Origin of the sequence: Actinoplanes sp. TBRC 11911 (assembly GCF_012933445.1) — a bacterium.
Lineage (GTDB): Bacteria > Actinomycetota > Actinomycetes > Mycobacteriales > Micromonosporaceae > Actinoplanes.
The window spans coordinates 1-13,522 of sequence record NZ_JABBNC010000003.1 but is presented as its reverse complement, the minus strand read 5'-3'; the positions used below and the strand labels follow the sequence as shown (position 1 = coordinate 13,522).

Here is a 13,522-nt window from a genome sequence, read left to right as displayed (position 1 = left end):
CGATCCGCTCCATTCACGGAGCCCTTCACGGGAGGCCCCTTCATGCACCGCTCCCTCGGCCGGCGCCTTGGCTTCGGCGCCGTCGCCGCAGCCGCGGCAATCACCTTCGCCGCCCCCGCACACGCCGCCGCCCCCACCGTCAGCCTGCTCGTCCCGGGTGTCACTGTCGCCGCGGGAGCCGCCACCCAGGTCGAACCCCTGTTGTGGGCGGACCGCGAGGTCAGTGTCGACGACTGGGCGATGACCCTCGAGTTGACCGGTGACCTCGACGGCGTCGCGTTCGTCGACCCGGCCGACGAGTTCGCCGACTGCCAGGTCGACAGCCCGCAGAAGCTGACCTGCACGGATCCCTTCACGTTCGACCTCAGCACGACGGTGACCGGGACCGCGTTCACGCCGGAGATCGCCGCGTCCGAGGCCGCGCTCGGCAGGACCGGCAAGCTCACCGCGACGTTCACCGGCGCTGGGATCACCACGGTGACCACCAGCACCGACTTGACCGTCGCCGAGGGCGTCGACCTGGTCGCCGGCAACGAGGCGACGGTGAGCGCCAAACCTGGCGACAACTTCACGACGAAGCTCCAGGTCACCAACAACACCGACAAGGTCGTGCACGGCGCCTCGCTCATCTTCGCCACCGACTACGGGTACGCCGCGCCGAACGAGTTCTCGAACTGCCTCTACCGTGCCGATCAGCTCAGAGCTTGCACGTTCGGCCAGGACCTCCAGCCGGGTGCCACGTACGAGGTCACCGTGCCGTACCTGCTGCGCAAGGACACGGCGGCCCCGGACGAGGTCTTCGGCGAGTTCCAGTGGCTGACCGCCGGTGACTACGACGATCTGGTCAAGTTGCTGGCCGACCGTGGCCTCCCCGGCTTGGGGGACCCGGGCACTGGGGACGCGTTGCCGCTGGCGGCGAAGCCGGCCGTGCGCGCGCTGACGAAGCAGACCGACACGAACCCGGACGACAACTGGCAGAACGTGACCGTCACGTCGGTCGGCAACCAGGGCACCGACTTCAGCGCCATGCCCGTCACCGCCAAGGGCGCCATGGGCGGCACGGTCGACCTGCCGGTCGGCGTGCGCAACAACGGTCCGGCGACCCTGGACTGGAGCCGGTCCGCGGATCCCGCCGCGGCCGTCATCGTCACCATTCCGGCCGGCACTCAGGTGACGACCGTCCCGGCCGGCTGCGAACGGTCCACCGACGGAAGCCAGCAGACCAACCCGAAGGCCGTCCAGTACGCCTGCTACAGCTCCTCGCTGTTCCCGGCAGGGTCGGTCGTGACGTACGACTTCCGGGTGAAGCTGGTCGCGAACGTCACGAACGCGCAAGGGCTTATCGAGGTCAACCCGCCGTGTGAGTGTTCCCGGTTCTCTCACGACATCGACAAGACGAACGACAACGCGACGATCGTCATCAACCCCGGCCGGGTGGTAACGGGTACGCCCTACCACTCACCGGTCCGTAAGGCGCCCTGACCCGGCTGATCCACTCGGAACGCGGTAACACCCTCAGCCGGGTGTTACCGCGTTCTTTCGTTTTCAGTGACTTCACTCTCGGTAGTCATGGTCGGGAATGTCTTAAGGCCGTAACCGCGCTCACGTCGTCGGATCTTTTACTGGCCGTCACTCTGCGTCCTGATTAACGTCGAGGCCGGGACGAATTGATCTAGGGGGCGAGGAATGGGCGCAGGCATTCTCGGGACCGGGTCGTATCTGCCGGCCGAGGTGGTGACCAATGAGGACCTGGTGCGTCTGGTGCCGGACGCCGACCCGCAGTGGGTGAGCCGGAAGACGATGATCGAGGCGCGCCACTTCGCCGCTCCCGAGGAGGCCGCCTCCGATCTGGCGGCCGCCGCGGCCCGCGAAGCGCTCGGCGACGCCGGACTCGATGCCCGCGACATCGACTTCCTGATCGTCTCGACCTCGACCGGGGACTCGCCGCAGCCGCCCACCTCCACGCTGGTGCAGCAGGCGATCGGCGCGACCCGGGCCGCCTGCTTCGACATCAACGTGGTCTGCGCCGGCTTCGTCTTCGCGGTCGGCGTGGCGAACAGCCTGGTCGCCGTGAACCCGGGCGCCAAGGTGCTGGTCATCGCCTCGGACGTGTACTCGCGCATCTTGAACTTTGCGGATCGCCGCACGGCGGTGCTGTTCGGCGACGGGGCGGGCGCGGCAGTGCTCGGTGCCGTGCCGGACGGCTACGGCATTCGCGAGCTGGAACTGGTCTCGCGTGGCGACGCGGCCGATCTCATCCACGTCGACGCCGGGGGCAGCCGGATGCCGGCCACCGCGGAGACGGTGGCGCACGGCGACCACTACTTCCGGATGCAGGGCCGGGCGGTCAGCGGTTTCGTGTCCAGCGAGGTGCCGCCGGCGCTGGAGACGATGCTCAAGCGCGCCGGCGTGCCCGCCGAGGACGTCCGGCATTTCGTGCCGCATCAGGCCAACGGGGTGATGCTGGCCGACCTGGTGGAGAAGGCCGGTCTGGGTTCGGCGCGCACGCATCTGACGCTGGACCGCTACGGCAATCTGGGCAGCGCCTCGGTGCCGGTGACCCTCGACGAGGCCGCGCGGTCCGGCGCGCTCGCCGACGGCGACCTGGTGCTGATGGCCGGGTTCGGCGGCGGCATGTCGGTCGGCGCCTGTCTGCTGCGCTGGTGGCACCCCGCGGGGCTGCCTATCGGGGCCGGACGAGCCACTCCCACGCCCGCTTGAGGACGTTGTTCTCGTCCTCGGACTGCTGCGCGGCCGGGTCGGAGCTCGGTTCGGCGAGCTGATCGGCCGGCACCGAGATGATCACGCCGCGCTCGAACAGGCCGTCCACCTGGCCGGCGCGGGCGAACCGGTGGCCCGCCCCGGTCGCGATGATCAGCCCGTGGAACACGTCGGCCCGTTCGTCGTCGAGCACGTGCTCGACCTCGCCCACCCGATCACCGGACCGGTCGTACACCGGCACCCCGTCCTTGAGCACCAGGTACGCCACCGGCGCGCCGAGATCCTCGGGAGCTTGCTTGTCGGTCATGTACGGGGGTTACCCGCGCATCCCCGCCCGTACACGGCTCAGTCGTTGCTCGTCGGCAGGGTGGCCACCTCGCGATAGAAGCGGTCGATCTGGCGTACGGTCTGCTCGAAGTCGTCCAGGCCGAACGGCTTGGTGACGTACGCGTTCGCGCGGTGCTGATAGCTGGAGACGATGTCCGGTGTGGCGCCTGAGGTGGTCAGGATGACCACCGGGATGGCTTTGAGCCGCTCGTCGGCCTTGATCGCGGCGAGCGTCTCGCGCCCGTCCATCCGCGGCATGTTGAGGTCCAGCAGGATGAGGTCGGGTCGCTGCGCGTCGCCGAACTTGCCCTCGCGGCGCAGATAGTCCAGCGCCTCCCGGCCGTCGGAGACGCGCTCGACCGTCGCGTTGCTGTCGGTGGCCTCGAGCGCCTCGGAGATCATCAGGGCGTCGGCGTCGTCGTCGTCGACAACCAGGATTTGAAGACTGCGCACGGCTCTGGCCCCCTTTATTTGCCGTGTCGCAAGCATAGGGGCACGGGCCCGCGCCAACTACCGGCGGGTCGTCTGCTCGACGGCGACTTCCGTCTCGGAGAACCATCGAATCATCTCGGCCGGCGTCATGTCGTATCCGGTCGCCCGTGCGCCCGCCCAATTCACCCCGACGAGCAGCCCGTCGCGCTCCAGCGAGGGCATCCAGAGGTCCAGCCACTCGCGCATGGAGATCGGCACAACGGCGAATTCCCGGTACGCCTCCACGAGCGCGACGACCCGCTGAGCGCGCGTCGTCTTCGACCAGAAGGGCACCGCGCGGCGTCCGTCGGCGTCCGCGGGGGCGGGGAAGCCCGTCCCGTCGCGGATCGTGTAGACCCGCCCCTCCTGCGTCACCTCACGGTGAAACGCCGTTTTGTGGGCTCCGCTGAGTGACATCGGGTCTCCTCCTCCGGTCGTACCAACATCAACTTTTCGGTCGGGCATAACTCGCAATTTTGTCCAATAAAGAATAAGTACGCCCGAAACACCGTACAAAACCCACCAAAAGCAGCGCTCTTGCCCCTAGTGTCCGTTTTGTCGGTCTGAGGGGGGCTTCCCGGACCGGCCGTCTCATCAGTCATCGAGGGGGAATCGGATGAACAAGAGCCGGCGAATCGGAGCGGTCATCGCTTTGGCGACCGCCACCATCGGCATGATCAGCGCGAGCGCGATCGCACCCGCGACCGCCGACGCGCGCGGGCCCGAGCCGGTCTCCGCCTGGCTGCGTCCGGTGCGGGCGCACACCGACACGTGGATCGACATCAGCTGGCGCACGAGGCAGCGGATCTGCGACGCGTCGGTGAAGTACTACAGCCAGGACGTCGACATCGACTACCGCGGCGGGAAGCGCCGCTCGGCGACGTTCTCCCGGGGCGTCTCGCTGGCCCCGGGCCGGGTGGACTACACGACGATCCAGGTGAACCCCGACGTGGACCGGTCCACGTTGGCCAAGCTGCGGGCTGTGATCACGTACAACACGTGCGGGCGCAAGGCGCGGCTCAGCAGCCGCTCGTTCACGCTGACGCTGCCGGTGCAGCAGCGCCAGGACCGCCCGGGCCGCCCCGGCCGCGGCGACGACGACGACAACGGCCGCCCCGGCAACGACAACGGGCGTCCGGGCAACGACAACGGGCGTCCGGGCAACGACAACGGGCGTCCGGGCAACGACAACGGCCGCCCCGGCAACGACAGCGACAATGGCCGGCCTGGCAACGACAACGGCCGTCCGGGTAACGACAACGGCCGGCCCGGCAACGACAACGGGCGTCCCGGCAACGACAATGGCCGCCCTGGCAACGACAGCGACAACGGCCGCCCGGGTAACGACAACGACAATGACCGGCACGGCAACGACAACGACCGGCACGGCAACGACAACGGTCGCCCCGGTTCGAACAACCGCCCGGCGCCCACCGCCACGCCGACCGCCACGCCGACGACGACGGCTCCGACCACGACCCCGGCCGTGGTCACGCCGACCACGACCGCTCCGACGCCCACGACCAGCCTCACCGTGGCGCCGCCGGCTCAGCAGGACGGCGATCACCAGCGCGGCGACCGTAACCGTCGCTGACCGCGTACGGGGAACGGGCGTACGGGCGTACGGGCGTACGGGAAAAGCAACCGGAACCCGCCCCGGCGCCTGAGGAATCCGGAAAGGCCGCGCGACAGCGGCATTGCTTTTACGCTCTGCGGAGCGCGATAGCGGCGATCAACTCGCCGATACATAAAGAGGGACAGGTTTGCGCCCGGCCGGCCGGTGGCAACGAAACCGGCCGGGCGCAGACCTTAATTCAGCCCGCTGGCAACAGGCTGAAACTCGCGGCCGGCCGTGACGAGCCGGGCCGGGTCCTGGCAGACCATCTCCAGCGCACGGGCGATCAGCGCCGGATCGAAGGTCGACTGGTGGAACGTCGCCTCCAGGTGCAGGACGCCGTTCATCTCGCTGGTGGTGAGCGTGACGCCCTCCGGAACGTTGAGGGTCGGCACGCTCAGGTTGATCCGCCAGGCCGGCTCGACCGACCAGGGCAGGTCTTTCAGCAGGTCGTGCCGGCCCTGGTTGCTGAAGGTGAGCCGCGGGCGCGGCGGCACCGAGAGCTCGGACGGATACGGCTCGGGCATGCCGGGCGCGCCGTCCAGAGCGATGCGGCCCTCGCGCAACAGGATCATCGTGAGGATGCGGCCGCTGGCCAGCTCCGCCTTCATCGTGCGGTGCATCGACGCCGGGTCGGTCATGTCGTCGGGGGAGAGATACGAGCCCCAGAAGAAGTTGCTGTCGATCCGGACGTTCTTGTCGAGGTAGCGGCGTCCGTCGGCGAGGAAGGTCGCGCCGCCGGTGTCCGGGTTGAGGCCGATCTCGCGTAGCGCCGAGGTGAATGCCGCGAACGTGATCGCCGCGGTGGTGACGCCCGGCGCGTGCTCGTCGCGCCACGCGCGCATCATGTCGAGCACCTCGGCCGAGCGCGCGGTCCGCACCGTGAGGGCCGGCTCCCAGCTGCGGGTCCGGGTCTCCGGGTGGGCCGGCACGCGGTTGATGTCGAGGCCGTCGCGCCACCGGCCGGGCTTGGTGCCGAACTGCTTCCACCACGCTTTGGGCAGCGCGAACCGGCTGCGGGCCAGCGGCGGGATCGACGCGGCCCGGCCCTGCGCGGCGGCGGCCAGCAGCTCGTGCAGCAGATCGTTCACCGGGCCGGCGTCGCCGTACGCGTGCGAGACCTTCATGGCCACGTAGCCGGCGCCGACCAGGATCCGAATCGGGTACGCGCCGCGCGGCTCGGACTGCAGTTTGCGGGTCATCCCGTCGTGGTCGAGGGACCAGTCGCCGGAGTCGGTGATCGCCCGGGTGATGAACGCGGCGAACTCGGCGGCGTCCATGTGCACCCAGCGCGCGCCGTCGCGGTCCAGTTTGGACACCGCGCGATGCCTCGGGTCGGCGGCGTGCAGCCCGATCAGCGCGCGGCGCAGGCCGTCGACGGTGACCCCGTACAAAGGACCGACGGTACGGATGTACTCCAGCGGCAGCCACGCGCGCTCGTGCAACGTCATGATCGTGGCGTTGGCATCCTTTGTGGACTTCGTCCGGGTCACCACGACGCCGAGAACCTTGGGCGCCACCAGCACGGTCTCGACACCCATGACAATTGCCACGTACGCCACGAGGTCGGTCAGGCTGCCCCGCGACCCGCCGTACCAGGCGGCGCCCAGCTCGGCCAGGCCGGCGATGGCACAGAAGACGCCGGCCGAGCGGACCCGGTTCTGCACCCGGGAGATGGCCAGGAAGAAGTGGTGGAAGACGAACGGCACGTAGGTCAGCGCGAGGATCGACAACGCGGTGCCGGCCGACGCCTCGTACTGGCTGCCGAACACCCGCATGATCGGATGCGCCAGCACCGCGACCAGCAGCGAGATGGGCAGGCCGAGACCGAGGCAGATCAGCAGCCCGACGCGCACCTTGGACCGCAGCGCCTGCTTGTCCCCGCTGGTGACCGCGAACAGGGTCAGCGCCACGTTGCCCGGAACCATCGACAGGAACGACAGCACCATGAACGCGGTGTAGAACGACGCGTTCGCCTGGGCCGACAGCACCGCGGTCACGACCAGCGGCAGCGCCGCCCGCGGCAGGTAGGCCGCCAGGTTGAGCACGTTGTGGTCGACGGTCGCGCGGGCCCGGCCGCGCAGCAGCGAGATCCGCGGCCGCAGCGAGTCGATCAGGTGTCGGCGGCGCAACGCCCGGCCTAGCACCGCGGTCGACAGCACGATCCCGGCCACCCAGGTGAGCAGCAGCTCGTCGCCGTCCAGCGTGAACGGCGCGAGCGCGAGAAGACCTAGCAGCGCCAGCTTGATCAGCGAGAACCAGGCGTTGCGCATCAGCTGCAGCGGGCCCTTGAGCAGGCCGACCAGGGCCTCGTCGAGGACCAGCGTGACCGCGTTGATCGCGATGCCGGCGATCAGCAGGATCGTGCCGAAGCTGCCGCCGAGCGCGTCCTGCAGACCCGGGATGGCCAGGCGGGCCACCGTGACGTAGACGAGACCGCCGACCGTGGCCGCCGCGTCCGCGGCGAGCAGGCAGGTGGAGATCAGCTCCCATTTGGGTCCGCGCAGCGCGGGCAGGTCGGCGATGAGCATGGTGCCCATCCCGAACATCCCGATGGTGCCGATCAGCGTCATCGCGGACACCGCCGCGGACGCCTGGCCGACCGCCTCCGGCGACGCGGTGCGGGCGGCCACCCACCAGTACGCGAAGCCGAACAGCGAGGTGATCGCGGTGGTCGCCATCAGCGATCCGGCGTTCAGGAACAGATCGAGATGTCCCTTAAGAGCCGTCAGGAGGGCTTTCCGGGAACCGACGGCCTCGGCGGTCACTGAGCCTCCCTTACGCAAAGTAATGGGCTGCTCAGTCGCTGTGCGCTTATGAGGCCCCGGTTTTTCGGCCGGGTTCCACGCTATCCATTAAGCTACGGTCACGTAGGGTGATGTAAATCATCGAAGCCATCCGCCCCGCCTGAGCCGCCAATAAAGAGTTCCGCAGATCACCACGATCACGGCGATGGTCACGGCGAAGCCGTACGGCGAGCCCAGCCCCGGAATGTGCGAAAAGTTCATTCCGTAGACACCGGCGATGACGGTCGGCACGGCGGCGATCGCGGCCCACGCGGCAATCATGCGCATGTCGTTGTTCTGGTCCAGCGACACCTGGGCGAGGCGCGCTTGAAGAATGGAATTGAGCAGGTCGTCGAAGGCGCTGATGCGATCGGTGGCCCGCGCGAGCCGACCGCGGACATCGACGAAATAGGGCCGCAGCGACGCCGGGGCGGCCGGTTGATCGAGCAGTTGGTCGATCGGTTCGGCGAGCGGCAGGACCGCTCTTTTGAACTCCACCATTTCGCGCTTCAATTGATAGAAGTGCGCGATTTCCGGGGTGCGTTCGGTGGTGAAGGTCTCCTCTTCCAAGCGCTCCAAATCACGTTCTACGGCAGCCGCGACGCCGAGGTATTCGTCAACCATCCGACTCGTTATGGCGTACGCGACCGACCATGGCCCTTGCTGCAGAACCGTGGGCCGATTCTCCATGTCCTGACGCACCGGCCACAACGCGCCCGCCCCGCCGTTGCGCACCGTGATGACGAACCAGGGGCCGATCAGGACGGTGACGTCGCCGGTGTCGACGACCTCGGTGGTCTCGGTGAGCGCGTCGTGCTCGACGTAACGCGCGGTGCGCAGGACCAGCCGGGTGACGTCACCGATCGTCTCCAACGCCGGCCGGTGGCCGCTGCCCGCGGTCTGCTCCACGATCAGCTCGTGCAGGCCGAAGACCCGCGCGACCGCTGTCATCGTCGCCCGGTCGGGCTCGTGCAGGCCCAGCCAGAGGAACGCGTCCCGGTGCCGCCGGGCCTCCTTCGCCGCTTCCGCGTAGTGCTTCGTCCCGGTTCCGCGCGTCCCGCCGGTGTAGACCGCGCAGTCCACCACCGCGTCCGGATTGTGGCGTCGCTGCGGCGTGCGCTCCGGGCGAGGGGCGATCCCCTCGAGGAGTCGCCCTATCGTCCTTTTTCCCCACATCCGTCGCCCCCTGTCTCGTGTGACCGGGGTGACGGTATCCGCCTCAGTCCGATCGGCGCATCGCTCGCACACCGACGGCGATTCCCAGGACACCCACGACGGCCGCGGCCACCAGACCGGTCGCTGTCGTCGACGCCCACACGTCACCTGAGAACAACGCGCGCTCGGCGTTCACCACGTACCGCAAAGGGTTGAAAGCGGCGAGGGTGCGCAGCCAGCCGGGGCCGTCGTCGAGCGGCAGCAGCACGCCGGCCAGCAGCAGAAGCGGGAACAGCAGCGTTTGCTGAACCGTCCAGAACAGCCACTCCTGGTTCTTCGAGGCGAGCGCGAGCGTGTACGACAGGGCGCCGAGCCCGGTGCAGAAGACGGCCAGGATGAGCATGCCGATCAGGGCGCCGCCGAGATGCAGGTCGAAGCCGAACGGCAGGCAGACCAGCACGATCAGGGCGGCCTGCGCGAACATCGGCACGATCTCCTTGAGCGCGCGGCCGACCAGCAGGGCCGGGCGGCGCAGCGGGGTGACCAGCATGCGTTCGTGCGAGCCGGTCTGGATCTCGAAGAGCAGGTTCGAGCCGGTCATCGACGCCCCGAACAGGCACGACATGACGACGATGCCGGGCACGAACCATTGCAGGGCGCCGCCGTCGGTCTTCGGCAGCAGCGGGGCGAACAGCGCGAGAAAGACCAGCGGCTGGACCATCGAGATGATGATCGTGAACGGGTTGCGGAGGGTGGGCCTGAGTTCGCGGCTGAACACGGTCAGCGTGTCGGTGATCATGCTGCTCCTTCGCGCAGGCTACGCCCGGTCAGGGTGAGAAAAACGTCGTCGAGCGTCGGCCGGGTGACCTCGACCTCGGTCGGTGTCAGGCCGTCGGCGCGCAGGTCGTCGACGATCTCGAGCACCTGCCGCGGCGCCTGCTCGGTGGTGATCTGCAATTCCCTCCCGTACGCCTCGCCGCCCTGTTTCCGTGCCGCTCGGGCCGCGTCTTCGTCCGTGGCGAACCCGAGAGTGATCTTGTCGCCGACGTGCTTGGCCTTGAGCCGCTCCGGGGTGTCGTCCGCGATGATCCGTCCGTGGTCGACGACGATCACCCGCTCGGCCATCGAGTCGGCCTCGTCCAGGTAGTGCGTGGTCAGCACGATCGTGGTCTCGTGCCGGGCGCGCAGCCGCAGAATGTGGTCCTGCAGGTTGGCGCGGTTCTGCGGATCGAGACCGGTGGACGGCTCGTCCAGGAACAGGATGTCCGGCTCGTGGATCAGGCCCATCGCGATGTCCAGCCGGCGCCGCTGCCCGCCGGACAACGTGGAGACGGTCCGGTCTATCACGTCGCCGAGGCCCAGCGACTCGGTCAGCTCGGCGGCCCGGGTGCGGGCGGAGCGCACGCTCATCCCGTACGCCCGGCCCTGGCTGATCAGCTCGTCCCGGCCGCGCTGGCTGTGGCCCGCGCCGTTGCCCTGCCCGATGTAGCCGATCCGCTGCCGGACCTCTCGTTGCTTTTTCACGACGTCGAGCCCGGCCACGGTGGCGGTGCCCGCGGTGGGCGGTATCAGCGTGGTCAGCATCCGCAGCGTGGTCGACTTGCCGGCGCCGTTGGGCCCGAGCAGCGCGACGAGTTCCCCGCGCCGGACCGACAGATCGATGCCGTCGACCGCGCGGACGTCCTTGAAGTGCTTCGTCAGTCCTCGCGTCTCAATCATGGTTTTCACGCTAGGGTTCGTTGCGGACAGTTCTTGACCGCAATTCACGAAAGTCTTGGGTCATGGCCAACACGAGCGCCCGGATGCTCCGCCTGCTGTCGCTGCTGCAGACCCATCGGTACTGGCCCGGCTCGGAGCTGGCCGACCGGCTGGAGGTAAGCCCGCGCACGCTGCGGCGGGACGTGGACCGGTTGCGCGAGTTGGGCTACCCGGTGGACGCCAGCCGCGGTGTCGCCGGGGGTTATCAGTTGCAGGCGGGCGCCGCCGTTCCGCCCCTGTTGCTCGACGACGACGAGGCGGTGGCGATCGCGGTCGGTCTGCGGACCGCCGCGGCCGGGGCCGTGTCCGGCTTCGAGGAGATCTCGGTGGGGGCGCTGGCCAAGGTGATCCAGCTGCTGCCCCCGCGCTTGCGCCGCCGGATCGACGCGCTGCGGGTGGTGACGACGCCCGGGGTTTTCGGTGGCGGCCCGACGCTGGACGCCACGGCCTTGACCACTATCGCGCTGGCCTGCCGGGGCGAGGAGCGTTTGCGGTTCCGGTATGCCGCGCCTGATCGTGCGGCTGCCGCGCGCCTGGTGGAGCCGCATCGGCTGGTCCCGCTGGGCCGCCGGTGGTATTTGATCGCCTGGGACGTGGACCGCGCGGATTGGCGAAGCTTCCGCGTGGACCGCCTGTCGGCGCCGGCGTTGACCGGGGCCCGCTTCCGGCCGCGCGAGATCCCGGGCGGGGATCCGGTCGCTTGGTTGCGCGCCCGGATCGCCGGGATCGCCACCAGGTACGAGGTCTCCCTCGTCTTGGAGACCGACGCGGACAGCGTTCGCAGCGTGGTGGGGCACTGGGGCACGGTGGAACCCCTGCCCGAGGCCGGCGAAGCCGCATCCTCCGCCCATCCCACCAAGTCCGCCGGCCCCCGAACGCCGGCCGGCCCCCGAACGCCCGCCGACCCCCGAACGCCCGCCGACCCCCGAACGCCGGCCGGCACGCGGCAGGCGTGCCGGCTGCGGATGAGCGTGGACGACCTCGGCTGGCCGGTCATGGTCCTCGGGGTGTTGGGCGCGCCCTTCACCATCGAGTCCCCGCCGGAGCTGCGCGAACGCGTCCGCGCCGCGGGCGAGACCCTGCTCCGCGGTGCCGCCTGACCGGCGTCTCTCCCCGCCGGTCGGACTGGTTTGGACGGATCGGCGCCCCCGTGGCGCCGATCCGCGTGATGAAGCTATCGGCCGCCTCTGACAGTTTTGCCGAGAAACTAAGTGGCGGCTTATATAAGAGTTCACGAAATTCCGGGAGGCGCTGACGAGCACGGCAGAAAAATGTCGGTGGGTCCCGGAAGAATGACCCCCATGACGATCCTCGGTGCGATCTCCCTGCCGCAGAACCCGCCGGAAGCTCTCCGCGGCATCGCCCGCGCGGCCGACGAGGCCGGTCTCGAAGAGCTCTGGCTCTGGGAGGACTGCTTCCTCAACGGCGGCGTGGCGGCGGCATCCGCGGCTTTGGCGTGGACCACGAATCTCAAAGTCGGCATCGGCATCATGCCGGTCCCGTTCCGCAATGTGGCGCTCTCCGCCATGGAGATCGCCACCATGGCCCGCATGTTCGGCGACCGGGCGCTGCCGGGCATCGGCCACGGCGTACAGGATTGGATGGGTCAGGTCGGCGCCCGCCCGAAGTCGCCGCTCACGCTCTTACGCGAGTACGGGACGACGCTGCGCTCTCTCCTGCACGGCGAAACCGTCACCGTCCAGGGCGAATACGTCAAGCTCGACGGCGTCGGCCTCGACTGGCCTCCCAGCCGACCACCCCAGCTGTACGTGGCGGCCGGCGGCCCGAAGACGCTGGCCCTGGCCGGCGCGATCGGCGACGGCACGGTCCTGGCCGGCGGCACGTCACCCGACGCGGTCGCGGCCGCCAAGAAACACATCGCCGCCGCCGTCCCGCACGAGATCGTCGTCTTCGTCCTGGCCGTGACCGGCGACGAGGCCGCCGCTCGCCTGGCCATGACCGCCACCCGCTACGACCAGCTCGAGTATGCAGGGCTCGCCGGCTCGGCAAAGGACATCGCCGCCGGCGTGCGCGAGTTCGCCGACGCCGGCGCCACAAAGGTGATCCTCCAGCCCCCGCCGGACGAGCCCGACCCCGAGGAATACGTCCGCTTCGTCGCCCGGGAGGTCCGCCCGTTGGTCGACTGACACGGTTTGGGCGCGCCCTATCTTGTCCGTTATGGCTATCTCGCCGTACCTGAAGGATCTGCGTGACGAGGTGGGGCCGCGGCTGCTTCTGCTGCCCGGGGTGTCCGCGATCGTCTTTGACGATCGCGGGCGGGTCCTGCTCGGGGAACGCGCCGACAACCGCCGCTGGTCGCTGATCGCCGGTGTGATGGACCCGGGTGAGCAGCCGGCCGAGGCGGTGGTCCGGGAGGTGTTCGAGGAGACCGCCGTCCACGTCATCCCCGAACGGGTGACCAGTGTGCTCACGCAACCGCCGCACACGTACGGCAACGGTCACCAGTGCGAGTACGTCGACATCGCCTTCCGGTGCCGGGCGGTCGGCGGCGAGGCGCGCGTCAACGACGACGAGTCGCTGGCCGTGGGGTGGTTCCCGCTCAGCGACCTGCCACCGCTGGAGCCGCTGAGCCAGCACCGCATCGAGTGCGCCCTGAATCCGGGAGAGGCGGCCTGGTTCGGCACGCCTCCCGAGTGATCGCGCCTGCCTGTCTCGACGGCCCGGGTGA

13 protein-coding genes are annotated in these 13,522 nt (G+C 69.3%); 6 read left to right on the top strand and 7 right to left on the bottom strand.

All coding sequences use genetic code 11. From position 1 onward, the window contains the following. The first annotated feature begins 42 nt into the window (after window positions 1-42). Both HH310_RS05835 and HH310_RS05830 read left to right on the top strand, forming a co-directional pair. Window positions 43-1,482, top strand: a complete 1,440-nt coding sequence (locus HH310_RS05835; RefSeq protein ID WP_169174384.1) for a hypothetical protein — start codon at window positions 43-45, stop codon at window positions 1,480-1,482. 204 nt (window positions 1,483-1,686) lie between these two features. Then, window positions 1,687-2,721 (top strand): 3-oxoacyl-ACP synthase III family protein, encoded by a 1,035-nt coding sequence (locus HH310_RS05830; RefSeq protein ID WP_169174383.1) that lies wholly within the window; start codon window positions 1,687-1,689, stop codon window positions 2,719-2,721. Here HH310_RS05830 and HH310_RS05825 read toward each other — a convergent pair. Genes HH310_RS05825 through HH310_RS05815 form a run of 3 tightly spaced genes read right to left on the bottom strand, consistent with a single transcriptional unit; the run spans window position 2,684 to window position 3,936 of the window. After that, entirely contained in the window at window positions 2,684-3,028 is a 345-nt protein-coding gene (locus tag HH310_RS05825; protein ID WP_169174382.1) for a PRC-barrel domain-containing protein, read from the bottom strand. The two genes, HH310_RS05830 and HH310_RS05825, sit on opposite strands and share 38 nt — an antisense overlap. Before the next feature lie 38 nt (window positions 3,029-3,066). Continuing rightward, window positions 3,067-3,501 (bottom strand): response regulator, encoded by a 435-nt coding sequence (locus HH310_RS05820; RefSeq protein ID WP_312033857.1) that lies wholly within the window; start codon window positions 3,499-3,501, stop codon window positions 3,067-3,069. Window positions 3,502-3,558: 57 nt separating this feature from the next. Continuing rightward, entirely contained in the window at window positions 3,559-3,936 is a 378-nt protein-coding gene (locus HH310_RS05815) for a DUF2750 domain-containing protein (protein ID WP_169174380.1), read from the bottom strand. Window positions 3,937-4,135: 199 nt separating this feature from the next. Here HH310_RS05815 and HH310_RS05810 point away from each other — a divergent pair, with 199 nt between their 5' ends. Then, window positions 4,136-5,113, top strand: a complete 978-nt coding sequence (locus tag HH310_RS05810) for a hypothetical protein (protein WP_169174379.1) — start codon at window positions 4,136-4,138, stop codon at window positions 5,111-5,113. Between the two features lie 215 nt (window positions 5,114-5,328). Here the strand turns inward: HH310_RS05810 and HH310_RS05805 are convergent, their stop codons facing one another. The 4 genes from HH310_RS05805 to HH310_RS05790 form a co-directional block, all read right to left on the bottom strand. Further along, window positions 5,329-7,902: a lipopolysaccharide biosynthesis protein gene (locus HH310_RS05805; protein WP_169174378.1), complete on the bottom strand. Its 2,574-nt coding sequence runs from the start codon at window positions 7,900-7,902 to the stop codon at window positions 5,329-5,331. A gap of 117 nt (window positions 7,903-8,019) precedes the next feature. Then, a complete protein-coding gene (locus HH310_RS05800) occupies window positions 8,020-9,096 on the bottom strand; it encodes a magnesium and cobalt transport protein CorA (protein WP_169174377.1) in 1,077 nt (358 codons plus the stop codon). Between the two features lie 43 nt (window positions 9,097-9,139). Continuing rightward, the gene (locus tag HH310_RS05795) at window positions 9,140-9,874 is read right to left on the bottom strand and encodes an ABC transporter permease (RefSeq protein ID WP_169174376.1); all 735 of its coding nucleotides are present in this window, start codon (window positions 9,872-9,874) and stop codon (window positions 9,140-9,142) included. Then, a complete protein-coding gene (locus HH310_RS05790; RefSeq protein ID WP_169174375.1) occupies window positions 9,871-10,794 on the bottom strand; it encodes an ATP-binding cassette domain-containing protein in 924 nt (307 codons plus the stop codon). Before HH310_RS05790 ends, HH310_RS05795 begins: the two co-directional genes overlap by 4 nt. Before the next feature lie 62 nt (window positions 10,795-10,856). Between HH310_RS05790 and HH310_RS05785 the strand changes: the two genes are divergently transcribed. The 3 genes from HH310_RS05785 to HH310_RS05775 all read left to right on the top strand — a co-directional run bounded on the left by HH310_RS05785 (window position 10,857) and on the right by HH310_RS05775 (window position 13,491). Further along, complete coding sequence (locus tag HH310_RS05785; protein ID WP_169174374.1) at window positions 10,857-11,933, top strand: YafY family protein; 1,077 nt, start codon at window positions 10,857-10,859, stop codon at window positions 11,931-11,933. A gap of 201 nt (window positions 11,934-12,134) precedes the next feature. Beyond that, window positions 12,135-12,980 carry an LLM class flavin-dependent oxidoreductase gene (locus tag HH310_RS05780; protein WP_169174373.1) on the top strand — a complete coding sequence of 282 codons (846 nt, stop codon included), beginning with the start codon at window positions 12,135-12,137 and terminating at the stop codon, window positions 12,978-12,980. Between the two features lie 31 nt (window positions 12,981-13,011). Next, window positions 13,012-13,491, top strand: a complete 480-nt coding sequence (locus HH310_RS05775) for an NUDIX domain-containing protein (RefSeq protein WP_169174372.1) — start codon at window positions 13,012-13,014, stop codon at window positions 13,489-13,491. The last annotated feature ends 31 nt before the right edge of the window (window positions 13,492-13,522 follow it).

What these genes read in the sequence shown, in the direction of transcription:
- HH310_RS05835 (WP_169174384.1), top strand. Translation starts at nt 43, where the DNA reads ATGCACCGCTCCCTCGGCCGGCGCCTTGGCTTCGGCGCCGTCGCCGCA.
- HH310_RS05830 (WP_169174383.1), top strand. Translation starts at nt 1,687, where the DNA reads ATGGGCGCAGGCATTCTCGGGACCGGGTCGTATCTGCCGGCCGAGGTG.
- HH310_RS05825 (WP_169174382.1), bottom strand. Translation starts at nt 3,028, where the DNA reads ATGACCGACAAGCAAGCTCCCGAGGATCTCGGCGCGCCGGTGGCGTAC.
- HH310_RS05815 (WP_169174380.1), bottom strand. Translation starts at nt 3,936, where the DNA reads ATGTCACTCAGCGGAGCCCACAAAACGGCGTTTCACCGTGAGGTGACG.
- HH310_RS05810 (WP_169174379.1), top strand. Translation starts at nt 4,136, where the DNA reads ATGAACAAGAGCCGGCGAATCGGAGCGGTCATCGCTTTGGCGACCGCC.
- HH310_RS05800 (WP_169174377.1), bottom strand. Translation starts at nt 9,096, where the DNA reads ATGTGGGGAAAAAGGACGATAGGGCGACTCCTCGAGGGGATCGCCCCT.
- HH310_RS05795 (WP_169174376.1), bottom strand. Translation starts at nt 9,874, where the DNA reads ATGATCACCGACACGCTGACCGTGTTCAGCCGCGAACTCAGGCCCACC.
- HH310_RS05790 (WP_169174375.1), bottom strand. Translation starts at nt 10,794, where the DNA reads ATGATTGAGACGCGAGGACTGACGAAGCACTTCAAGGACGTCCGCGCG.
- HH310_RS05785 (WP_169174374.1), top strand. Translation starts at nt 10,857, where the DNA reads ATGGCCAACACGAGCGCCCGGATGCTCCGCCTGCTGTCGCTGCTGCAG.
- HH310_RS05780 (WP_169174373.1), top strand. Translation starts at nt 12,135, where the DNA reads ATGACGATCCTCGGTGCGATCTCCCTGCCGCAGAACCCGCCGGAAGCT.
- HH310_RS05775 (WP_169174372.1), top strand. Translation starts at nt 13,012, where the DNA reads ATGGCTATCTCGCCGTACCTGAAGGATCTGCGTGACGAGGTGGGGCCG.